The sequence below is a fragment of the Micromonospora sp. CA-246542 genome, assembly GCF_050942905.1.
GTDB lineage: Bacteria > Actinomycetota > Actinomycetes > Mycobacteriales > Micromonosporaceae > Micromonospora.
On the sequence record NZ_CP192041.1, the window covers coordinates 17,965 to 39,269 of the forward strand.

A 21,305-nucleotide genomic window follows, 5' to 3' on the forward strand; every position below is an offset into this window, starting at 1 on the left:
GGACCTAACAGGCTTACGTCCTGGGCCAGGATCCGCCGCAGTCCGTTGGCAGCGCAACCGGCCCCGCGAAGACTCTGTGTGATGGTGCGTCGAGCGTGGGGTTACGAATCCACCCCAGGTGGGACGCGAAATGGGGGAGGCTGGGCGCAGGCAGGTATCGCTGCGACACGCGGTAACCGTGTCGAGAGACAAAGATGCACCCAGCCCGGAGGTGGGTGCTATGGTGTCCTCCGAGCTTGTTGAGAGCCTCAGACCCTTCCCGCGGCCAAACGATCGGGGTCTGGGGCTCTGTTTTTTTATGGAGTTAGTGGTTGAGCGCTGGTGCTCCCTCAAGATCAATTCAGACGCGTGACCCGAGGATCTTACGGTGACTCTCGCCGCAGCAGGCGTCTCAACACGCTCCGAAACCACCAGACGCGCTATGTCCTGTGTGGACCGCCGCTCAAAATCGGTACATACCCCTACGAGTCGGGCTGCCTTGCGAGGTAAGGGGTTTCGACTACATGTAGTCGAATAGGCGGCCCGACGATTCGGGCCGCCTACCCGTGCGTACTGAATGATCATTCGGGTAGATGGATGGTGACGGAGTGGACGGCGCCGCCGTCGCCATCGTGGGCGTACAACTCGCCGTAGCGGTCGTCGGGACCGTCGACCGCAGCGAGAAGACGTTGTGCCTGGCGGCTCGCCGTCTCGGGGTCGCTGGCGGTGAAGTAGCTGACAACCTGGGGGATGTCGGGTCCGGGGTCGGTGACGATGTCGAGCCGGTATTCGTCGGTGGCGCCGAGGACATCGGTGGCGAACTGTGGGCGGGTCATCGCGTTCACCGCCCCCAGATCGCCAGGGCCGCGGTGACGGCCGCGCCGACGTACCCGGCGAGCAGCAGCGGTACCGCGCGAGCGATCGCCATGTACTTGGCGCGTACGGCTCGGGAGAGCCACCACAGCTCGCGAGCGCGGGTCAGCGGCGTCATCTGCGGGACCTGGGCGGCGTCGCCCCCGGCGATGCGGGCGAGCACGTCCTGGGCGGTGTCGGCATCGGCGTAGGCCCCGAATCCGAAGTCGCCGCCGAGGCGGGGCCGAGAGGCCAGCAGGAGCAGGGCGACGGCGACGAGCACCACCACGCCGGTCGCAGCGCCAGCCCGCAGCGTGGACGGGGGAAGGTGGCCACCGGCTCCCGCGCCGCCGAGTACCGCCAAGCCGGCACCGAGTAGCACTCCGGCCATCTGCAGGTAGCCGCCGGCTTTGGGGTCGATGCGGGCCAGCTCGGCGCGGACGGTAGCGACCTCGGCGTCCAGGGCGGCGGTGACGGTGCCCCGCCCGCAGGCGGAAGCGTGCGCGCCAGCGCGGGCAAGGATCTCCAGCTCGCTGAAGTCGCTATCGGTGTGACCACAGCCGGTGCAGTGGGACGTGCTGTCGACAAGGCTGGTGGGGATCTCCACCAGCACCGCGTGCGCGCCTGCGGTGGGGATACGGAAGTGGCGGCGCTGGCCACGTGGATCGTTGTCGCTGGCGTAGGCCGCGCCGAGGTAGGTCGGTTCACCCGGTTCAGGCACCATGGGGGTAGCTCCTTCTCATCTGCTGGATGGGGGAGTGGCGGGCGGCCCTGGCTGTAGGAGGCGTGGGGCCGCCCGCCGTGTGTGCGGGTCAGTAGGTGCTGTCGATGACCGGATCGCGATCGCGCCGGTGGGCGAGGCTGGGCAGGATGTTGCCGACCGTGAGGTTGCTGCGGCCGGCGTAGGCGAGCAGGGACAGGGTCAGCCACACCAGGGTGGTCAGGCCGGCAGCGGCGGGGCCGGTGCTGGCCGGGGCGCCGGCGTACACGGCGACGCCGGTCAGGGCACCGATCGCGGCCCAGCCGATGCGGGCGTAGGTGGAGCCGAACAGCGCGCCGAGGTAGAGGGCGCCGGCCGCGACGAGCCACATGACCCACAGGTCGCGGCCGGTGGCGGGTAGGCCGCCACTGTGGGTGTCGAGGTAGGCGCGCAGCGGGTCGGAGATGCTGTGGGTGATCGGCCCGTCGGTGATCCAGGCGCCGGCCGCGTCGACGCCGGCGTCCGCGACGTTGACGAGCTTGGTGACGATGACCCAGATGGTCCACAGCAGCACGCTGAGCGTGGCGAGGGCGGCCAGCGCGAAGACGCCGAGCAGCCAGTTGTCGCGCACGAACACCGTGGCGGTGTCGCGCCACCAGGTGGCCAGTGACCATCGGCGGCCCTCGCCGGCCTCGCTGGTGGTGATGTGGTCGATGGGGGCGAGGTGCTGCTCGCCGGAGGTGGGGGAGGTGTCCATGGGGCTCTCCTTCGTCTGGCGGATCCGGGTGGGGCGGTGCGGGGTAGGTCAGCGGCGGGTGCCGTTGCGGGGGAACGCCAGCACGGTCGCGCCGGCGTCGTCGGAGTCGGCGGGGGAGTCGCCGCGGAGCGCGGCGAGCAGGTCGGGCAGCTCGTCGACGCGCACGAGCACGTCGCGGGCTTTGGAGCCTTCGGAGGGGCCGACCACGCGCAGGTCGGCGAGGGTGTCCATGAGCCGGCCGGCTTTGGCGAAGCCGATGCGCAGCTTGCGCTGCAGCATCGAGGTCGACCCGAATTGACTGGTGACGATCAGCTCGGCGGCCTCGCGCAGGAGGGCCCGTTCGTTGTTGTCGAGCCCGTCGACGACGGCGGTGTTCACCGCCGAGCGGGCCGGGGGTTCGGCGGCCGGCGGCGTCACGGTGGCCGGCGCGCAGGGCTGGCCACTGGCGGCGGTCTGGGTACGCCAGTGCTCGACGACGGCGGTGACCTCGGCGTCGCTGACCCATGCGCCCTGGATCCGGACGGGTGTGGACGCGCCCATGGGCAGGAACAGGCCGTCGCCCTGGCCGAGCAGTTTCTCCGCGCCGGGCTGGTCGAGGATGACCCGGGAATCGGTCAGGGAGCTGGTGGCGAACGCGAGCCGTGACGGGACGTTGGCCTTGATCAGCCCGGTCACCACGTCCACCGAGGGGCGCTGGGTGGCCAGCACGAGGTGGATGCCGGCGGCGCGGGCGAGCTGGGTGATGCGCACGACGGCGTCCTCGACGTCGCGGGGGGCGACCATCATCAGGTCGGCCAGCTCGTCGACGACCACCACCAGGTACGGGTACGGCTTGAGGGCTCGTCCGCTGGGCGCGGTGGCGGTGATCTGTCCGGCGCGGACCTTGCGGTTGAAGTCGTCGATGTTGCGTACGCCGGTGAGGGACATGTCGTCGTAGCGCAGGTCCATCTCCTGCACGACCCAGTCCAGGGCGTCGGCGGCCTTGCGCGCGTTGGTGACGATCGGGGTGACCAGGTGGGGGATGCCGGCGTAGGCGGTCAGCTCGACGCGCTTGGGGTCGATCAGCAGCAGCCGCACCTCGTCGGGCGTCGCCCGGGTCAGGATCGACACGAGCAGGGTGTTCAGGCAGCCAGACTTCCCGGCGCCGGTGGCACCACCCAGGAGCAGGTGCGGCATGGTCGCCAGGTTCGCCGTGACGGCCTTGCCGTCGATGTCCTTGCCCAGCCCGACGAGCAGCCGGTGCCCGTCGCGGGCGGCGCGGGAGCGGATGACGTCGCCGAGGGTCACCGTCTCCCGGTCGGGGTTGGGTACCTCGACACCGACGGCGCTCTTGCCCGGGATCGGGGACAGCAGCCGCACCTCGGGCTGCCCGACGACGTACGCAAAGTTCTTCGCCAGACCGATGACCTTCTCGACCTTCACTCCGGCGCCGATGGTGATCTCGTAGCGGGTGACGGTCGGCCCGCGGTGCGCGCCAGACACCGTCGCGGCGACCTTGAAGTCGTCCAGGACGCCCTGCAGGGCCTTCTTGCTGGTGTCGGTGGCGGCGGTACGCCGCTGCGGTGGGTCGCCGGCGGCGAGCAGGCTCAGCGGCGGCAACTGGTAGCCACCCGCCGTCACCGGTGCCGCAGCGGCGGGCGTCGCCGGCGTGGCCACCAGGGCCGGTCCGGTCGCCTCGCGGCGCGGGCGCGGCGGTCGGGGTGCCAATTCCACGGAATCCGCCGGTGCCGCCGTGGTGGTAGGCGGGCGTGGGGCGTCCGGCACCGCAGCCGCGTCGACCTGGTCGACATCGTCGAGGTCGTCGAGGTCGTCGGGGTCGTCGGGGTCGTCGACAAGGCGGTCCAGGTCCTCATCGGTGCCTGCCAGCGCAGCCCGGCGGGATCGCGTGGCGGCGAGGGCGGCTACCACGGCGACCGGGCTGACGCCGGTGACGGCGGTGAGTCCGGCGGCGATCAGGCCGAGCAGGACCGGCACCGCCCCCCAGATGCTGAGCACCGCGTCGAGAGCGCCGGTGATCTCACCGAGCAGCCCTCCGGCACCGGCTGCGGGCAGGTCCAGCAGCCCGGCGAGGCCGGCGCCGGTCAGCAGGGCGCCGGCGGCCTGGGTGAGGATCCGCACCGTCTGGCTGCCGGCGGGGTGGCGCATCGCCTGGATCGCGAGCCAGACCAGGGGCAACGGTGCGACGACGGCGAGGTGTCCGAGCAGGCCCTCGGCGATGCCGGCCGGCACCTCCAGAAGCTGGCCTGGCACACCGGCGGGGTGGGTCCACACGGCGGCTGCGGTGATCACGCCGGTGAGCAGCAGCACGAGGCCGGTCGTGTCGTGGCCGGGCAGGTCGACGCCCGAGGTCCGGTGCGGGCTGGGCAGCTTGCGGGCGAGGCGGCCGGCACCGGCCGCCGTGGCGTACCAGGCGGCGAGGGCTGCCACGCCAGCGCGGCGGGCGAATTCGGCGCCGCGGTCGACCTCGGGCTGCTTCTTGCTGCGGCGGGTGCTGGCCATGGGAGTCTCCTTGTCCGGGGTGAGCGGCAGGGCGGGGTGGGCTTGGCGGCCACCGCGAGAGCCGACCCGGGCGGCGCGGTCGGCTGTCACGGAGGCGGTCAGGCCGAGATGGTGAACGGGCCGCCGCGCTGGGCGGGCGGGGTGATCCGGCCGGCGTCCTTGAGCCGCCCCAGCAGCGCGTAGAGCTGCGATTGGTTGACCGGGCAGTCCGGGCGGTCCAGCAGCGCCTGCGCGGAGGCGGGTCCGCGACGCAGGCACGCCAGGACCCACTCGGCGGGGGTCAGCGGCGCGACCTGCTCCACCACGGCGGTCGTGGTCCTGCGTCCGCCGCCGGCGCCGAACGCGGCGCGCAGGCGGTCCACCGCGCTGCCACCGCCTGCGGTCGTGGCCGCCCTGGCGGGAGCACGGTGCCCCGGCAGCACGATCGGGCTCTTGGGGTCGACCTCGGGCACGTTCCACCGCACCGGCACACGCGGGGCCGCAGCGGCGGCGGCCACCTCGTCGAGGTTCGGGACGCGGCAGAGCATCCCGACGCGGTTGCTGTGGCGCAGGTAGCCCATGCCGGCGGTGGACTGTCCATCGATCTCCGGCTGCAGGGCGAACGGGTCACCGACGAAGTCGTCGGGCAGGATCGTGGTGCCGGAACCTCGGTTGGACAGCCGCAGGATCAGGGCGTTACCGGCGACCAGGGCGTCGCGCAGCCGCACCGACCCGCCGAGGGACTTCATCTGCGGCAACTGGGTGGCCAGTACGATGCCGAAGCCGGTCTTGCGCATCGTCTCGGCGGCCTGCTCGGCCAGGGCCACGATCGGGGTGTTCGGGATCAGGATCAGCTGGCACTCGTCGATGATCACGACGAAGGGGCTCAGGCCGAGGGCCTTGACCCGGGGGTCGTTGGCGTCGAAGGCCTCGACGCCGGCGTCGGCGAGTAGCTGGGAGCGGCGCATGATCTCGGCGTGCGCCCGGCGGGTCAGCAGCGTGGTCTTCTCGATGCCCGGGTGGTATTCCACGGCTTCGCGCCACGCGGGCAGGGACTGGCCGTTCTGCGGGTCGCCTACGGCGACCTGAACACCGCCGTCGAGCAGATTCGCGATCAGCGCGCCCAACGCCCGGCTCTTTCCGGCGCCGGTGGAGCCGACGACCAGACCGCCGAGCACGCCATACTTCGGCCGGGACACCACCCAATCACCGGGCGAGCCGTCGGCGAAGCGGGCGATCTCGAAGCGGCCGTTGTTGTAGGTGGGGCCGGTCCACGGCACGCCGGTAGCGATGTAGGAGTTCTCGACCAGGACCACCCGCAACCACGCCCGCTTGCCGGTGGAGCGCCAGCCGACCGCGCCCTCGTTCAGGTCCAGGGCGACCTCCACGTCCACCCCGGACTTGAACAGCGGGCCGGGCTTGGTGCCGGGGGCCAGCCGCACGAGGGCTTCGGTGATCCCCGGCCGGGGCTCGACGGCCTTGACGAGGGTGGTGCCGGCGCACACGCCCTGTCCGACCACCTCGTTCTGCCAGCGCCGCTCCCAGTGCACGGTCAGCGGGTCGAGCACGTCGACCGGCTCGTCGATCACCACCGGCTCGGGCGGCGGTGGCGGGGCGAGGTGGCGCAGATGGTGCCACCACGGCCAGCCCAGCACCGCGCCGAGCGCGGTCGGCACCGCGATCGTGAGCGTGGGGTGCGCGGCCATGGCGGACGTCCCGCCCCCGGCGACAGTGGCCACGGCAGCGCCGCCGAGCACGACCGCGATCGCGGCACGCCATGCCCGCACGGTGCGGGAGCGGGCTTGCCAGCAGGCCGCCGTTGCGGCGATGGCCAGGGCGAGGATCCCCACGGTCTGCCACGACAGGCCCAACGGGCCAGCGACCCACGCCACGGCCAGCTCGGCGGCGACCCAGTACGCGGGCAGCAGCCGGCGCCAAGAGCGCTTGATCAGCCAGGCAACCGCGTAGGCGGTCACGGCGAGCAGAGCGGTCAGGATCTGGCCGGCCTTGGCCAGGCGGTCCGCGCGGATCTCGTCATTGGTCCGGGTCGACATCGCGGTCTCCTCAACTTCAGGGCTGCGCGGGGGCGGTTCGAGGGGGAGGGGAGGGGCCCCGGGGCGGTTGCTCGCCCCGGGGCCGGGGTGGGGTTGGTCAGCCGACCAGGACTTCCTTGCTGGCGACGTTGCCGCCGGCGTCGGCGACGGCCTCGGCGACCTGGCCGTCCTTGCTGTTGAAGTCGGCCAGGGCGGCCTGCAGCTCCTCCTGAGCGGTGTTCAGCGAGACCTGGGCGGCGGCGAACGCCTCCGCGGCGTCGCGCAGGTGCCCGACGGTCGACGCCGCCATGTCCAGGCCCTCGTACCGGTCAGCGGCCTCGGTCAGGACGCCGGCGACACCGGCGACCTCCTCGGCGCGCTCCCCGGCGGCCTCGGCGGCCTGGGTGAACGCGGCCCGGATCTCATCGGGTCCAGTGGCTTCGAGGTTCACAGTCATCTCCTTCAGATCGGTAAAGCTGTTGGTCATGGGGCTGGGCCGGGTGCCCGTCCCCTGGTCGTCGTCGATCCCCTCCGAGCGGCACATGGCCAGAGGGCGACCGAACGGGCCCACGACGATGTCGTGGGCGTCGAGGTCCTTGCCGCACGACGAGCAGAGCTCGAACTCGAAGCCCGCGCGGATGCCCTCGATGTCGCCGGCGAGGTCGTTCGCCGGGTGGAGCTGGTCGTCCCCGGCCCCGCAGCGGGGGCAGTGGAACGGCCACATCTGGGTCGGCCCGTTGACGAGGCCGCAGGCCGCGCACCGGGTGTAGTGCTGCTCGACCGGCTGGTCCGTCTCGGCCGTCGGCGTAGTCGCGGCTGGCGCGGCGCTCGCCCCGGTCGTGGGCTCCGGCGTGGCCGCCTGGCGGTGCTCGCCGCAGTACGGGTCCTTGCCGTCGACCGGGTTGTCGCACCACTTGTCGGGGTGGCCCTCGCGGACCTCGCGGTGGGCGCACTTGCCGTACAGCTCGGTGCGCAGCCGCTCCCGATCGGCCTGGGTGGTCGGCGTGGTCGGCGCAGGGGTGTCGGTCGCCGTCACGCAGGTGTGCTGGGCGCCCGCTGCCTCAGCGCCGGCCTGCGAGGCGAAACCCGACCCGTAGGCGCGGCACTTCGGGCATCGCCAGTAGTACGTGCGGACCTGCCTCGGCGGGCAGGTGTGCCTGGCCGCTGCGGCGTCGGCGGCGGGGCGGGTGGCGAACCCCGTCTCGGTGGCGTCGCACGTCGGGCACCGCCACCGGAACGTGGGGACGTCCGGTGCCGGGGCGGGGTCGGGGACCTCCCGCAGCCGGCTGTCGTCGGCGTAGCAGTTCGGGCAGCGGTTCGGCATCTCGGCGGTGACGCTGGTCGTCCCGCACCGGTCGCACTTGGTGTGGTGGAGCTGCTGCGGCCACTCCTTCGTGGTCAGCTTCGCTGCCGGGGGTACCGGGTCGCTGGCCACCGGCTGCGATGCCGCTGCCGGCTGCTGGGCCGCTGGCGGCGCCGCGTCCTGGGCGCCGCCGGGGATGACCCGCAGCACCGGCCGGCCCGGCGTCTGCTCGCCCGCACCGTCGGCGGCCGATTCGGAGGAATCAGCGCCGGCCCCGCCGCCCTGCGCGGGCTCGGGCTCACCGGTGTACTGCTCGGGGTGCTCGGTGCGGGTGTGCTCCCGGCCGGCGCCCAGCGCGTTGGCCTCGATCCGGAACGGGCGGCTGGCCCACCCGCACAGATCGCAGTCGGCGTACCAGCGGCCGTCCTCGTCGACGTCGACCACGACCCCATCGACCGCCTGGGTGCCGCGCTTGCGGGCGACGGCGCGGCGGCGGCGGGCCCGGGACCGATCGGTGGCGTCCTCGATCAGCCCGGCGAAGTAGCCGTTGGCGGCAGCGATCGTGCTTCCGCTTCCGGTCCGGCCGGCGCCGGTCGGGGCGCTCGCCCCGGCCGGGCCGTCTCCGGTGGCCTTCTGGGCGGCGGCCTGCTGGCGGGCGCGTGCCTGCCGGCGTGGGGACTGCTTGCCCCGCACCGCGTAGGAGGCGTCCTCCAGCAGCAGCACGGCGATCTTCGCCACCGCCAGGTAGACCAGGATGTCGAAGAAGATCACTGGACCACGTCCCGGATCGTCTCGCCGAGTCCGCCGACGACCATCGGCAGCAGCAACGCGCAGGCCAGCGCGACGTGGGCCAGCTTGGCCTTACCGCCCCCGCCGCCGCCCTTGCCGGCCGTGCCCTTCCCGGCGCCAGCCGACTTGCCGCCGCCCTTGCCGCGCAGGAACACGACCACGACGATCCCCAGCCCGATGCCGAGGGCGGTCGGGATGGCCAGGGCGACGGCCTTGGTGTCCTGCCCGATCCAGTCGCCGATCGTCTCGGCGATCGCGGTGATGCCCTTGGCGAGCCACTTGTTGATCTGCGAGACGACGTCGCCGGCGAGTAGCGCGCCGACCGTCAGGCCGAGCAGCACCCGCAGGCGAGGGGTGAAGTGAAAGAAGACGGACAGGACGATGTAGACGAGCCCACCAATCACGATCAGGGCGCTGGTCATGGGTGGTGCCTCCTCTCAGAGAGTTGCGATGAAGACGGCGGCCACCGCAGCGGTGGCCAGGGTGCGCAGGGGGTGGGCCAGGACCCACGAGGCCAGGTGCAGCAGTCCGCGGGGGATGAGCACGAGCACGGCCCAGCAGGCCATCGCGATCGCGTGGGCGTCCTGGCCCTCGCGGGCCCGGCCGGCCTGCCCGACCATGTCGGACAGGGGCTCCGGGGAGCCGGTCCACACGGCGGTGACGCTCTCCCAGTCGCCCGGAATGTCACGCAGGGTAATTCCGGTGCCGGAATTGGGGCCGGAAGAGGCCAGTTCGGTTCGTGCGGTTTCGTCCTGGTTGGATTCCGGTAGGGGAGGGGCCGGCGGGGCCTCCTGCCTCTGCGGAACCAGGGAAACCACGTCCGCCGGACGCCGGAATGGAATTCGCGGCCTCGGTGACGGACGGTAGTTGTCCTCGGCGGGTAGGGCGCTCACGAGATCACCTCCATCAGTCGTGAGTGGTGGTGCGGGGTCGGCATGTGCGTCATCAGGTCGGGTTCCTCCTGCCGAGGGGTGGGGCCACGGCACTCGACCCGACGTCGTCGGCGGATCGAGCACCGTGGTCTCACTCCTGCTGGCTGTCCGAGCCGGCGGCCGCGACCGCGCTGAGCACCGTGCGGACGGTCCGCTCGGAGGTCTTGGCCTGCGCCGCGATGTCCTTCTGCTTGGCGGCGGGGTGGTCCTTGCGGGCCTGCAGGACCGCGCGGACGGTCTCCGGGCTGACCCGGTCGACGTGCGGGACCGGCTTGCCCTCGAACAGCACCGGCTCGGCCGGGCCACTCATCGACCCGCCCGCCGGGCGGCGGGGTCGACGGCCGGCCTCGGCGGCAGCCTGGGTCAGGGCCGCCCGCAGGTCAGCGGCCTCTTGCCTCGCGGCCTCGACCTGGCCCTCCGCACGGTGGCGGGCCTGCTGCTCCTCACCCAGCTCGCGGCGGGCCTGCCCGAGCGCCGTCTCGGCGACTTGGAGCCGGCGCTGCCACTCGCCCTGAGCGGAATCGAGCTGCCCCTGCGTCCGGGCGGCCCGGCCGGTCTCCACCCGCGCCTCGGCTCGCGCTGCTTCCGCTTCCTCCAGCACGCGCCGCAGTGCGGCCCGTGCTTCCGCTTCCGCCTGACGGGCGAGGGCGACGGCGTGTGCTTCCGCTTCCGCCCGGCGCGTCGCCGTCGCGGCGGCTGCTTCCGCTTCCGCCCGGCGGGCCGCTTCCGCTTCCGCCCGCTCGACGGCCGCGCGTGCTTCCGCATCCGCTTCCGCCCGGCGGGCCGCTTCCGCTTCCGCCCGCTCGACGGCCGTGGCGGCGCGTGCTTCCGCTTCCGCCAGTGCCCGCCGCGCGTCGGCCGCGTCGGCGCGTGCCGCCTCGGCCTCGACCCGACCCGGCGACGGCAGTGCCAACAGCGGTGCCGGGGTGCCGGTGGCCGCCAGCCGAGCCAGGGCCGCCAGGACAGCGCCGGAGTCCTTGCCGGTGGCCTTGCGCAGCGCCTTGCGGGCACCGGCGCTCACCTCGGCGACCACCGCGTTCTGCCGCTCCCGCTCGGCGGTGACGTGCTCCAGGCGGCGCTGCTCGGCCCGCCGGGCCTCAGCACGAGCGATCAGCTCGGCCGCGCCAGGGCTGAGTCGGTCGCGCACGTCGACGCGCCACGCCGCGAACGTCAACCGGGGGTAGGTCGTCCATCGGCGCCACCCGAACCGCTCCGGCGGCTCCGGGATCATCCCCAGCTCACGCAGCGCCTTGCGGTGCTTGGCCCCCGAACGGACCTCGTAGACGATGATCCCGAGCGCGCTCAGGGCGCTGAGCCCGATGGCCTTGATCGGGTCGGCGTGGTGCCCGATCGCGTTGATAGCCACCGCCGCCGCCGTGCAGATCCAGATCAGCGACCGGGCGGCGACCGCGCGCTCGCCGTTGAGCCGCTGATGCTGCGCGGTCAACGCCATCGCCAGACCCGTGCCCTCGATCGCCACGGCGGTGATCACCCCGATCGGGGTGGGCAGGCCGTTGGCCCTCGCGGCGTCGACCTGCCCGTACACCGCTCCGGACACGGCCAGCCCGTAGATCAGGCCGGAGTACACCGCCGCCGCGTTGTCACGCACGTAGGCGACCCGGCCGGCGTACCACGCGGCCATCTCCCGGCGACGGGCCTGACGGCGAGCCTTGCGCTCCGACCGCTCGGCGTCGCGCTGCTTGCGACGCCGCTCGGCCCGATCGGCGCGGACCTTGTCCTTCTCGGCGGACAGGCGCAGCTCGCCCGCCTGCGTTCGCAACCGCCGTTCGGCTGCGGCGTCATCCGACGCGATCCGGGTCTGCGCGGCCAGGCGCTCCCGCTCGGCCGACGCCAGGTTCCGGGCCACCTTGTGATCGGTCGCGGCGAGCTGGGCCAGGTCCGGCCCGTTCTGCAACGTCGTCATCGCGCTACCTCCGTGCTCATCGAGCCCGCTGCCATCGCTGGCGCGCAGTCCAGGCACTCCCCGAGGGATCGAGGGATGTAGTAGGGGCGCACCACGCCGCAGCTCCGGCAGGTGCGGCGGGCGGCCAGGGCCTTGCCGATCGCGGCGCGCTGCGCCGCCGTGGCGGTGCGCTTCGCCGCCGCCTGGTCGACCTTGTAGAGGTAGGCCACCCGCTCGCCGCCCACGCCGCGCCACACGACCTGCGCCGCGATCGGCTGGCCACCCGGGCGCAGGCCCTGCGCCCGGAGCTGGCGCACCGTGGCGTAGCCGGCCGGAGCGCCCCGCCACCAGAACGTCGGAATGCCGAAGGTGTTGCCCTCGGGGTCCCAGTACGTCGCGCGGATCCGGACCATCACCGCCGCCCCCGCCCGCTGTCGCGCAGCACCTGCTCGCAGGCCGCGTCCGTGTCCCGGGTGATCGGCTTGCTCTGCCAGTCGTACGGCGGCAGCACGCTGCTGCCGTTGTCCTTGGGCATGTCCGACGTCGTCTTGCTGCTCACGCCGCCGCCCCCCGCGTCTGGGCCGGTGCCGGCATCCGCTCGTCGGCGATCAGGGCCCGCCCGGCGCCGAGCAGCTCCCGGGCGATCTCGTCTTCCGCGCACGACTGGTGACACGCCGCGCCCTGCCCGTCACGCATCTTCGTGGTGGTGGCGCAGACCCGGCAGGGCAGCGACCGGTCACGGTCGTAGTGACCCGGCGCGGTCCAGTCCAGGTGCACCTTCACCACCAGCAGCCCGGCCATCAGCACACCTCCCCACGCGCCTGCCGCTGCGCCCGCACGCGGGCCAGCAGCTCCTTGCCGAGGGGGTTCAGGTCGGCCTCGTCGATGTCGACCGCCAAGGGACGGCGACGGTCGTCGATCCACCGGCCCAGGCGGATACCGCCGACAACAGCGGCAACCAGACCGGCCGCGACGGCCGGGGAGTAGACCAGCACCTGCGGGACTCGGTCGGCGTACTCAGTGAGGGCCGTGCCGGTCAGCACCGCAGCCGGGGCACCGGTGACCACCGTGCCAACCGCGATCCGCAGCGACCGATTCGGCGCCGGCCTGACCGCCGCGCGGCGGACACGCTCGTCGTCAACCAGCCGGCGCAGCTCGCCGGCGAACCAGCCCGGCAGCGCCGCGACCGCGGAAGCCCGGTGATCCAGCTCCGCGTCGGAGACCTCACGCAGGCCGGCGCGGTACTTCGCCAGCGCGGCGGCCAGGTCGAGAGCAGCATCCGTCGGGGCCGTCATGCCGCACCCCCCAAGGCGCGAGCCGTCTCGGCCATGTCCCTCAACCGCACGACCGGCCGCGTCTCCACGACCGGCAGGTCGTCCACCCGGTCGTACTCCGCGACCTGGTCGCCCCCGGCCGCCTTCGCCCGGTACAGCACCAGGTCCGCCGCACGCAGCACGCGCGACGACTCGTCACCGGCCATCGCCGAGACCGCACCGACGCTGGCCCGCACCGGCAGCTCACGCCCGTCGGGCAGGACCACCGGGGCCGCCAGGACCCGCATCACCTCGGCACCGAGAATCCCCGCGATCGGCGCCGGCGACGGGCAGACCAGCACGATCTCGTCACCACCGAGCCGAGCCACCACCGCCCCGTCGACCTCGCTGACCGCGTCCAACAGCCGGGCCGCAACCTCGATCAGCACCGCGTCGCCGGCGTCGTGGCCGTAGGTGTCGTTGACCTGCTTGAACCCGTCCAGGTCCACCAGGGCAATGTCGTAAGGCTCGTCAGCCAGGTCCACCAGCGCAGCCGCCAGCCCCGAGCGGTTCGCCAACCCCGTCAGCGGGTCAGTGCCCACCAACTGGTACGCCTCAGCCAGCCGGGCACGGTCCGCCCGAACCGTCCGCACCGCCCACACATGCCCGACCAACGACACCGCCGCAGCGGCCGGCAGCAGAATCTTGAGCGCCTTCACCGGGTCACCTCCGACCCGGTCGCGGTCGCCCACGCCTGCAGAACATTTCGCGGAATCCGGCCGCGCTCGGCCACCTCGTAGCCGTTGGCCTGCGCCCACTGGCGGATTGCGGCGCGCTGCGCGGTGCCCACCGACCCGGTGCCCATCTTTTGGCGCACCGCGGCCAGCTCGGCGGCCAGCTTGGCCTCCTTCGCGGCCAGCTCACGCGCCACGGCGGCCAGTTCGGCCTCCAGCCGGCCGGTCAGCTCGTCGACGAGGCCGGTGATCTTCTCCGCGAGCTGGCGGGTCCGCGCGTTATCGCTGCCCTGCGCGAGGCTCAGCAGTTGATCCAGCGTTCGCGGCGGCCGGGCGGCCGGCGCGGAGGCAGCATTGGTTCGGCCCGCCGGCGTGGTGCCGGGGCCGGTGATGACCCGGATGCCCATCGGCACCCGCTGCGTCGGTGCGGCCGGCTTGCCCTGGGCGGCGCGCAGCAGCTCGGCCGGGACAGCGCCGTTGGTCGGCGTGATCGTCGAAGCGCTCATGCCGGCATCACCACCCCGGACGGCAGCAGCCCGCGCAGCGCGGCGAGCGCCTTGTGCTGCAGGCCCTTGATGGCCTTGGGGGTCTTGCCCATCACCTGGGCGGTCTCGTCGATCGACAGCTCCCGCCAGTACCGCAGCACGATGCACTGCCGCTGCGGCGCACTGAGCTGGTCAACGCCGGCGATCAGCGCGGCGTGGGTCAGGCGGGTCACGGTCTTCATCGCCGGGTCGCTCGTCGCCTCGGCCTGCAGGTGCACCTCGGCAACCGGGAACTCGACGCTGTGCGACTCGTGGCCGCCCACCAGGTTCCGGGCGATGGCGGTAAGCCAGGCGCCGAAGTCGCCGCCCGGGCGGAACGCGCTGAGGTTGTGCAGCGCTCGCAGGAACGTCTCCGAGGTCAGGTCCTCGGCCACCTGGCGGTCGCGCACCTGGGGCGACACGAACCGGTATAGCTGGTCGGCGTGACGGTCGTAGAGCAAGCCGAACGCCTCGGCGTCACCGGCCTGCGCCCGCGTTACCAGCGCCGACACCTCATTGGCCGTCGATCCAGAAGGAGCCTGCGCCGGTTCGGCCGGAACAGGACGTACCCTCATTGCTGGCATCTGAGCCTCCTTGGGGTGGATGCCGCTTGGGGCCTCGGCGGGCCGCTATCCCGCCGGGGCTTCCGTCTTTTCATCCCCCTTTACTGTCGTGTTTAGGGGGGTGGACTTAGGACATCACGGCCCTTACCTTTGGTCAAGCCCCCTGAATCAATAAATCTTGCAAGGCCCCTAGATCGGCCATCTCACGGCCTCTGGGCTCACCAACTAGGCTCTGGTTAGCCCCCTCACCGGAGTGGAGTACGCCATGCCGGACCCGCAAGACGCGACGGCCGCACAAGATCCTCTTGAGCGCGCTCGCCAGATCAACGCGCTCATCGATGACCACCAGATAGCCATCGCGGAGCTCTCACGCGAGCGGCGTGAGCTGTTCGAAGGGCTGCTGCACAACGGGATGACCCAGCTGCAGATCGCCGAGGCGCTGGGGATGTCCCGATCGCGGGTCTCGCAGCTGTTATCCGCCGGTGTTCGGCCCGAGCGTGCACTTCTAGGCTCAGGTCGCCTGACCGTCGCGATCGGCGGCAAGCACGAGACTGGCCGGCCAGACGGCAAGCCCTTGGCCGTGCTGTCCGCCGAGGCCCTGGCCGCATACGACCGCCTCGCCGAGCTGAGTCGGTCTGTCGGTCTCAGCGCGGACCACGAGATCGTGCCGCCACCCGGCATGGTGACGCTGAACCGGCCGAATTTGATCGTCCTCACGAGCCCGCGACTGCTGCCGTTCGTTGGTCAGGTCCTGGAGGCAGACGAGCACCTGGGGTTCGCCGTTGACGAGCGCGGCTGGTATTTGATCGACAAGAATGCGGGCAAGGAGTACCGGTCACCGATCGACAGTGGCGAGTCCGTCGACTATGCGTACATCGGCCGGCTCCCTCGCCCCGACGGCAAGGGGACGTTCTTGTACCTCGCTGGCATTCATGGCCCTGGCACGGCCGGGGCGGCGCATTATCTTGAGGGCCACCTGTCCGAGATCTACCGCGAGGTGCGAGGACGCCGTTGGTCAGCGTTGATCACCTGCGCCTTCGATCCAGCCACCCGCCAGATCACCTCCAGCGAGCTACTGACGCCGCTCTACCGGCCCGACGGTGCATGACAGCATGCGAATACTGGTCACCAGTGAGCCTGGCAGTGCGGATCGAGACAACGAGGACTGGCTCTACGCCAGAGAAAACCTGGTGGCCGTGCTGGACGGCGCAACCGCGCGAACGGATACCGGCTGCCTGCATGGCGTGACCTGGTACGCCCGTCGGCTGGGCGAAACCGTCGTCGACTTGGCGCGGGACGTGTCCATGCCGCTGCCGACAGCGCTTGCTCAAGCGATCGGCCGAGTCGCAGAGGAACACCGCAGCACGTGCGACCTGGAGCATCCAGGAACACCCTCGGCCGCTATCGGCCTGGTGCGCTTCCACCCAACCAGCCTCGAGTACCTGGTCCTCGGAGATGTTTCGCTGGTTGTCGACCAGGACGGTCAGTTGAACGTGGTCAGCGATGATCGGGTGAGTCGTACGGCCGCTGCTGAGCGAATGGCGGCAGATCAACACCCGATCGGTTCACCAAGCAAGGCCATTGCTCTGCTCGCCATGAAGCACGCCGAGCTGGCCGCTCGAAATGTTCCCGGTGGGTACTGGATCGCCGAGGCGGACCCCAGCGTCGCGCAACACGCCCTGATCGGCACTGCTCCCGTCGACGATCGAACGAGGGTTGCTGTCCTGAGCGATGGCGCTGCTCGCGCTGTCACTCTCGGCCTGCTCGACTGGCCCGGCGCCGTAGACCTGCTCTGCTCCGAAGGGCCGGCAGCACTGATTGCACGCGTGCGGCAGGCCGAGAGCGAAGACCCACACGGGACGCGGTGGCGACGCAACAAGCGCTCCGACGACGCGACCGCCGTGTACGTAGACGGCTTCGCCGGCGGCGGCCCGGTCATCGCGATCTGACTCCGACGGCCGGCCGCCGCTGGCCGTGCCTCAGATGGTGAGGGCGAACAGGTCGAGCTGCTCACCTGGGTCGGCCGGCCGACACGCTGCCCACACGGCCTGGCCGGCTCGGGAGCAGCCGTCGACGACGTCGGTCCAGCCGGCACCACGGAATCCGTCTGGGTGGTCGCGCCAGGCGATGACGGCCTGCTCGCAGTCCCAGATCAGCTCGTCGGTGACGCGGCCGTTGTCGAGGACGTTGCCCAGGTCGGTCCAGGCCAACCGCAACGGTTGGTGGAGGTCTCCGTCGGTGATCTCGATCCGCGCCCGGGTGAGCCGGAGCATCCGGCCAGCGGGCAGCGTCTGTCCGCTGTAGTCAGGGGCGATTCGCCGGGCGTCTCGGGTGCGCCAGTAGGTCAGGGGGTCGATGGCGTGCCCGCAGGCGGTGATCCCGACGGCCCAGGCCAGCAGAGGGCGGTGAGTGGCCGGGGTGGCGGTGGCGAGGATGGTGCGGGCGTCGGCCCGGTGGCTGCTGGTCATGGTGCTCTCCCGCGTCGTGGCTGGGGCAGGTGGCGGCCTGGTGCCCGTGATCACCGAGGCGCACCGCCGACCAGCGGCGGGGGTCCTCGGTGACGGGCGAGGTTGACGGCGGGCCGACCCACGTTCGGGGTCGGCCCGCTTCGCGTCTACGCCGGGAGAGCGGCGAAGTCCTCGGTCGGGTCGAAGTCGCTGCCGTCGTATCGGGCCGCAGCGGCGTACAGGGCAACGGTGATGGTGCGCAGGGGAGCGCACTGGCCGTACCAGGTGATCAGCTCCCCGGCGGCCATCTGCTGGAACGCCGGTTCTGCCTGCTCGGTGAGGTGGTCCCCGAGCACGCTGATGGTCGCCTCGGCGAGGTCGTAGCAGCGAGGGCTGCCGGTGAGGTGCCGGGCAGCGGCACGGATCGCGCTACGAACCAGGTAGCCGATCTTGCCGGGGTGCTGCGTCAGGCGGCTGGCGGCGGCGCGCAGCGTGACGGCCGGACCGAACGTGCCGGTGAGGAAGGGGCAGGTCGAAACGCACGGCTCGTCCTGGCAGGCGGTGCCGCAGCCGACGCACTCGTTGTTGTGGTCGAACTCCGCAGCCGGGATGATGTGCCGCTGGTCTGCCGCCTCGTACTCGCGGACCAGAGCGCCGAGCACGTCCCGGACGTTGAGGGTCTTCCCGGCGGCGGTGCGGCAGTCCGCCGCGTAGCCGGCGAGGTCGGTGGTGTCGATCCAGGTCCGGCCGATGGGCTGGAAGTGCGAGCTGCTGCTGATGTAGCCGATGACGTGCTCGCCGAGCATGAGCCGGGCACGGGTTCCACCGGTCCCCGGAACGGGGCGGACGTCGGTGACGCGCAGCTTGGTGTGGGGGACGACGAGACCGGTGTGGGGCAGGGTGGTGGGCTCGCCGGTCAGGCTGGCGTTGATCAGCTCGATGGGTCGGGGCTGGGTGCGCAGGCAGGTGCGGCAGTCGATGGGGTCGGTGATCGCCTCGCCGGCGCGGACGTCATCGCCGCGACCGCTGGCACCGCACCAGGCGGCGACGTAGCGAGGGCGGCCGTCGGGGCCGGTGATGCTGCTCAGGCTGCCCAGGTGCACGGCCTTCCCGCGACCGACGCGGACGGGGGCGAGCTGGGCGGGGCGAACCGCGTTCGTCGTAGGCTGAGTCATGGAACTCCCTTTCGCAGAGGGGCTGTTCTTCCTGGTCCGGCTGGGTGGTGGCTCACCTGGCCGGACCGTTCCTTGCCCCTCTATCGTACAGGAAAAGGTACAGAGAAAGCTGCCCAAGGGGTCTTTTTCTGTACCTTTTTGCCGTACGGTGGGGGCATGAGCAGCGAATCGGAGATGCGTCGGCCCGAGGTGTCGGCGGGAATGGCGGCGGCCCGGGACCGGGGTGTGCGGTTGGGTCGTCCGCCCGCGCCGTTGCCGCCCTCGGCCACCCGGGCAGCGCAACTGCGCGGAGAGGGGCTGTCGCTGGCCGCGATCGCGGCGGCATTGAACACCGAGCAGGTGCCGACGCCGTCCGGGAAGGGGCAGTGGGCCAAGAGCAGCGTCAAATACGTGCTCGACCGGCACGACGCCGCTCAGGGGTCGGTGTAGGCCCCTTGTGGACGGGTTTTGCGGGCTTGCCCGCGCACGGTGCCGTGGGTGGGGTGGGATCTCCTCGTGTCGGCCGATCTCCGATCGACCGGACCGGCTCTGGGACGGCCAGGCTCGGCGTAGCCGACCGCGAAGCGGCTTGGCCTGGTCGTCCCAGAGGTGGTCTGGTAGCCCTCTGGGCGGCCGGCGCGAGGGGATCCCACCCCTGGGTGACCACTCACCCATCTGGCGCTTTGGTCCCTGCCGGATCTCCGAGAGAGGCCCCGCCGGAGGCGTCGATATTGGAGAGCACGACCACGGCGCCCGGGCGCCGGTCCGCGTTCCCTGGGCCGGCTCGCTGCCTCTGTTGGTGATTCCGCGGCATCGGCCCCTCGGCGCGGTGGCGGCGCTCACGCGGCCTGTGCGGGGCGTGAGACGCACCAGGAAGTACCCAGGGAACCGGCCCACGTTTCGATCCCGCTCGACATCCTGGTTACGGTGTGATCAAGCGATCACATGGGGGAGCGATGGCTGACGACGCCGCTGTGCCGATGGCCGTGCCGGACGCGGAGGACCTGCCCGACGGGCTCGCCGCCGGCCTGCAATCGCAGATCGACGACCTGACGGCCACACTGGAGCACCACCAACGCCTGTTCGAGTCGTTGCGAGCGCGCGGTCTGCTGCCCACCGAGCCCGACGACGGGCGGCCGTGATGACGGTGCCGGACCCGCCGCCGGCCGGGCCAACGCGGGAGGTCGCCGAGCGGGTGGCCGCCTCGGTCGGCCGGACTGCCGCGCTCCGCAGCCGCGCCGGGTCGCTGGCCGCTCAGGTCGCTGGCCCACCTCGTCTGACGGGAGTCCCGGACGCGCGGCGGCAACGCCTCCTGGCCGTGCAGCGCGCGGCGGCCGAGTTCTACCGCGCCCAGCTCGACCAGCCTGACGGCGCGTCGCCGGCCCGGTGGCTGGCTGCCCAGGGCGTTCCGGTCGACGGGCGGTGGGCGGTGGGGTACGCGCCGGACCGGCCGGCCGCGCTGGTCAACGAGCTGCGGCGGCAGGGCTTCACCGATGTGGAGATCCGGGCGTCCGGCCTGGCGGCGACCGGCCGCAGCGGGCAACTGGTCGACCGCTTCCGGAACCGGGTGATGGTCGGCGTCCGCGAACACCGGGATCCGGACCGGCCGGTAGTCGGCTTCGCCGGCTACGCACCCCCCGGCGTGCCGGACGTAGCGCCCGTGCTGCACAGCCCCGCCACGGCGGTGTTCCGACCGGCCGAGGTGCTGTTCGGGCTCGCCGAGCAACCTGAACGCACCGGCCGGTCGCTGGTAGCGCGTACCGCGTTGGAGGCCATCGCCCTGGCCGAACGCGGCGACGGCGCGCCGCTGGCGGTGGCCGCGTGCGGTCCGGCCCTGACCGGGCCGCAGGTCGCGGCACTCACCGCGCAGGCAGATCCGGCGGCCGGCGTCGCCGTGGTCGTCGACGAGGACGGCAGCGCCGACGGGCGCAGGTCCGCGGCACGGGCCTTCCACGTGCTCGACCCGGCGGTAACCCGGCACCCGCAGCGGCCAGGGCCGGTGCTGGCCGCCGCTGCGGACGGCGAGGACACCTGGCCGCTGGTGGAGGTCGTGGTCACCGCCCGAGTCGACTGGGCCGTGCGTACCTTCACCACAGCGGCGGGCCGGAAGGTCGCCGCACAGTCGATCCGCTCGATGCTGCACGGGCAGCCTGACAACGTCGCCGAGCCGTTGGCCGCGTACGCCGCTGGCCGCCTCGGCGTCCCGGTCGACCCGACGCCGACGACGCCCCGGCCAGCCGTGACCCCCCAGACGGCGGTCCCCGCGCCGGTGCCGGCGGTCCTCGATGGCGCGGCGACCACGACGGGCCCGCCGGTCGGCGCGGACACCGACCAGCCGCCCACCGCGCCAGAGACGGAGACAGCAGAGGATGAACCGGTACGGGGCGCAAGCCCAGAGGCACTGGCAGACGTACCTTCCGAACCGGTACGCGGCGCTGATAGCCGACGGGATGGACCTGAACAGCTTCTTCTCGACTTTGGGGGACCAGGCGACCCACCAGATCGAGGACCTGACGAGACAACTGGCCGGCCCGGACCCGGCCGGCGAGGGATACCTGGACAAGCTGGGCCGGCTCAACGAGGCCCGGATGGCGGCCGAGGAACAGGTGCTGCCGGAGCTGATCCTGCTCGACCCGGAGACGAACGAGACCAGCCCGCCGTCGACCCAGACCCCAGCGTCGGAACCGCGGACGGATCGGGACGACTGGATCCCGTTGGTGGAGGACCCGACCGATCCGCGCTGGCAGGAGATCGCGGAGCAGGAGGCGGCGATGAACGACGACAGCGAGCCGCCCGCCCGCAGCTAGACGCCGCGCCACCGGCCGCCGAGCCGGTTGAGGTCGCCGAACCGGACGCGCCATCAGAGGCGCAAGCACCAGCTCCGGCGCCCGATCCGGACCGGCC

Annotated in this window: 23 protein-coding genes and 1 pseudogene; 6 read left to right on the top strand and 18 right to left on the bottom strand. The window is 72.3% G+C overall.

The window, feature by feature from the left end:
• Nucleotides 1-560: 560 nt before the first annotated feature.
• From ACQP0N_RS32970 to ACQP0N_RS33045, 16 genes are all read right to left on the bottom strand, one after another.
• Nucleotides 561-815 (bottom strand): hypothetical protein, encoded by a 255-nt coding sequence (locus ACQP0N_RS32970; protein WP_433121962.1) that lies wholly within the window; start codon nt 813-815, stop codon nt 561-563.
• A 5-nt stretch (nt 816-820) separates the two neighbouring features.
• Nucleotides 821-1,555: a Pycsar system effector family protein gene (locus ACQP0N_RS32975; RefSeq protein ID WP_433121963.1), complete on the bottom strand. Its 735-nt coding sequence runs from the start codon at nt 1,553-1,555 to the stop codon at nt 821-823.
• An 88-nt stretch (nt 1,556-1,643) separates the two neighbouring features.
• Nucleotides 1,644-2,288 carry a hypothetical protein gene (locus ACQP0N_RS32980; RefSeq protein WP_433121964.1) on the bottom strand — a complete coding sequence of 215 codons (645 nt, stop codon included), beginning with the start codon at nt 2,286-2,288 and terminating at the stop codon, nt 1,644-1,646.
• A gap of 48 nt (nt 2,289-2,336) precedes the next feature.
• A complete protein-coding gene (locus tag ACQP0N_RS32985; protein ID WP_433121965.1) occupies nt 2,337-4,787 on the bottom strand; it encodes a DNA translocase FtsK in 2,451 nt (816 codons plus the stop codon).
• 98 nt (nt 4,788-4,885) lie between these two features.
• Entirely contained in the window at nt 4,886-6,820 is a 1,935-nt protein-coding gene (locus ACQP0N_RS32990; protein ID WP_433121966.1) for an ATP-binding protein, read from the bottom strand.
• 97 nt (nt 6,821-6,917) lie between these two features.
• Nucleotides 6,918-8,873, bottom strand: coding sequence for a hypothetical protein (locus tag ACQP0N_RS32995; protein ID WP_433121967.1), 1,956 nt, complete (start codon nt 8,871-8,873; stop codon nt 6,918-6,920).
• Complete coding sequence (locus ACQP0N_RS33000) at nt 8,870-9,313, bottom strand: hypothetical protein (RefSeq protein ID WP_433121968.1); 444 nt, start codon at nt 9,311-9,313, stop codon at nt 8,870-8,872. The genes ACQP0N_RS32995 and ACQP0N_RS33000 overlap by 4 nt, the downstream gene beginning before the upstream one ends.
• Nucleotides 9,314-9,328: 15 nt before the next feature.
• Nucleotides 9,329-9,544 (bottom strand): hypothetical protein, encoded by a 216-nt coding sequence (locus tag ACQP0N_RS33005; protein WP_433121969.1) that lies wholly within the window; start codon nt 9,542-9,544, stop codon nt 9,329-9,331.
• A 370-nt stretch (nt 9,545-9,914) separates the two neighbouring features.
• On the bottom strand, nt 9,915-11,747 hold the full coding sequence (locus tag ACQP0N_RS33010) for a DUF2637 domain-containing protein (RefSeq protein ID WP_433121970.1): 1,833 nt from the start codon (nt 11,745-11,747) through the stop codon (nt 9,915-9,917).
• Complete coding sequence (locus ACQP0N_RS33015; RefSeq protein WP_433121971.1) at nt 11,744-12,139, bottom strand: RRQRL motif-containing zinc-binding protein; 396 nt, start codon at nt 12,137-12,139, stop codon at nt 11,744-11,746. Before ACQP0N_RS33015 ends, ACQP0N_RS33010 begins: the two co-directional genes overlap by 4 nt.
• Nucleotides 12,139-12,285 (bottom strand): hypothetical protein, encoded by a 147-nt coding sequence (locus ACQP0N_RS33020; protein WP_433121972.1) that lies wholly within the window; start codon nt 12,283-12,285, stop codon nt 12,139-12,141. The genes ACQP0N_RS33015 and ACQP0N_RS33020 overlap by 1 nt, the downstream gene beginning before the upstream one ends.
• Nucleotides 12,282-12,527 (bottom strand): hypothetical protein, encoded by a 246-nt coding sequence (locus ACQP0N_RS33025; protein ID WP_433121973.1) that lies wholly within the window; start codon nt 12,525-12,527, stop codon nt 12,282-12,284. Before ACQP0N_RS33025 ends, ACQP0N_RS33020 begins: the two co-directional genes overlap by 4 nt.
• On the bottom strand, nt 12,527-13,021 hold the full coding sequence (locus ACQP0N_RS33030; protein WP_433121974.1) for a hypothetical protein: 495 nt from the start codon (nt 13,019-13,021) through the stop codon (nt 12,527-12,529). The genes ACQP0N_RS33025 and ACQP0N_RS33030 overlap by 1 nt, the downstream gene beginning before the upstream one ends.
• Nucleotides 13,018-13,698, bottom strand: coding sequence for a GGDEF domain-containing protein (locus ACQP0N_RS33035; RefSeq protein ID WP_433121975.1), 681 nt, complete (start codon nt 13,696-13,698; stop codon nt 13,018-13,020). The genes ACQP0N_RS33030 and ACQP0N_RS33035 overlap by 4 nt, the downstream gene beginning before the upstream one ends.
• On the bottom strand, nt 13,695-14,219 hold the full coding sequence (locus ACQP0N_RS33040) for an Lsr2 family DNA-binding protein (RefSeq protein ID WP_433121976.1): 525 nt from the start codon (nt 14,217-14,219) through the stop codon (nt 13,695-13,697). Before ACQP0N_RS33040 ends, ACQP0N_RS33035 begins: the two co-directional genes overlap by 4 nt.
• Entirely contained in the window at nt 14,216-14,821 is a 606-nt protein-coding gene (locus tag ACQP0N_RS33045) for an RNA polymerase sigma factor (RefSeq protein WP_433121977.1), read from the bottom strand. The genes ACQP0N_RS33040 and ACQP0N_RS33045 overlap by 4 nt, the downstream gene beginning before the upstream one ends.
• Nucleotides 14,822-15,053: 232 nt before the next feature.
• Between ACQP0N_RS33045 and ACQP0N_RS33050 the strand changes: the two genes are divergently transcribed.
• Both ACQP0N_RS33050 and ACQP0N_RS33055 read left to right on the top strand, forming a co-directional pair.
• Nucleotides 15,054-15,908, top strand: a complete 855-nt coding sequence (locus ACQP0N_RS33050) for a sigma factor-like helix-turn-helix DNA-binding protein (RefSeq protein WP_433121978.1) — start codon at nt 15,054-15,056, stop codon at nt 15,906-15,908.
• On the top strand, nt 15,901-16,749 hold the full coding sequence (locus ACQP0N_RS33055; RefSeq protein ID WP_433121979.1) for a protein phosphatase 2C domain-containing protein: 849 nt from the start codon (nt 15,901-15,903) through the stop codon (nt 16,747-16,749). Before ACQP0N_RS33050 ends, ACQP0N_RS33055 begins: the two co-directional genes overlap by 8 nt.
• 30 nt (nt 16,750-16,779) lie before the next feature.
• Here the strand turns inward: ACQP0N_RS33055 and ACQP0N_RS33060 are convergent, their stop codons facing one another.
• Both ACQP0N_RS33060 and ACQP0N_RS33065 read right to left on the bottom strand, forming a co-directional pair.
• A complete protein-coding gene (locus tag ACQP0N_RS33060; protein WP_433121980.1) occupies nt 16,780-17,268 on the bottom strand; it encodes a hypothetical protein in 489 nt (162 codons plus the stop codon).
• 146 nt (nt 17,269-17,414) lie between these two features.
• A complete protein-coding gene (locus ACQP0N_RS33065) occupies nt 17,415-18,422 on the bottom strand; it encodes a hypothetical protein (protein WP_433121916.1) in 1,008 nt (335 codons plus the stop codon).
• A gap of 156 nt (nt 18,423-18,578) precedes the next feature.
• Between ACQP0N_RS33065 and ACQP0N_RS33070 the strand changes: the two genes are divergently transcribed.
• From ACQP0N_RS33070 to ACQP0N_RS33085, 4 genes and pseudogenes are all read left to right on the top strand, one after another.
• On the top strand, nt 18,579-18,851 hold the full coding sequence (locus ACQP0N_RS33070) for a recombinase family protein (RefSeq protein ID WP_433121917.1): 273 nt from the start codon (nt 18,579-18,581) through the stop codon (nt 18,849-18,851).
• Between the two features lie 506 nt (nt 18,852-19,357).
• The gene (locus ACQP0N_RS33075; RefSeq protein WP_433121918.1) at nt 19,358-19,543 is read left to right on the top strand and encodes a hypothetical protein; all 186 of its coding nucleotides are present in this window, start codon (nt 19,358-19,360) and stop codon (nt 19,541-19,543) included.
• Nucleotides 19,543-20,064, top strand: a pseudogene (locus ACQP0N_RS33080) (hypothetical protein); the annotation flags it as partial. The gene ACQP0N_RS33075 and the pseudogene ACQP0N_RS33080, both read left to right, overlap by 1 nt.
• Nucleotides 20,065-20,770: 706 nt before the next feature.
• Nucleotides 20,771-21,208 (top strand): TnpV protein, encoded by a 438-nt coding sequence (locus ACQP0N_RS33085; RefSeq protein ID WP_433121982.1) that lies wholly within the window; start codon nt 20,771-20,773, stop codon nt 21,206-21,208.
• Nucleotides 21,209-21,305 lie beyond the last annotated feature (97 nt).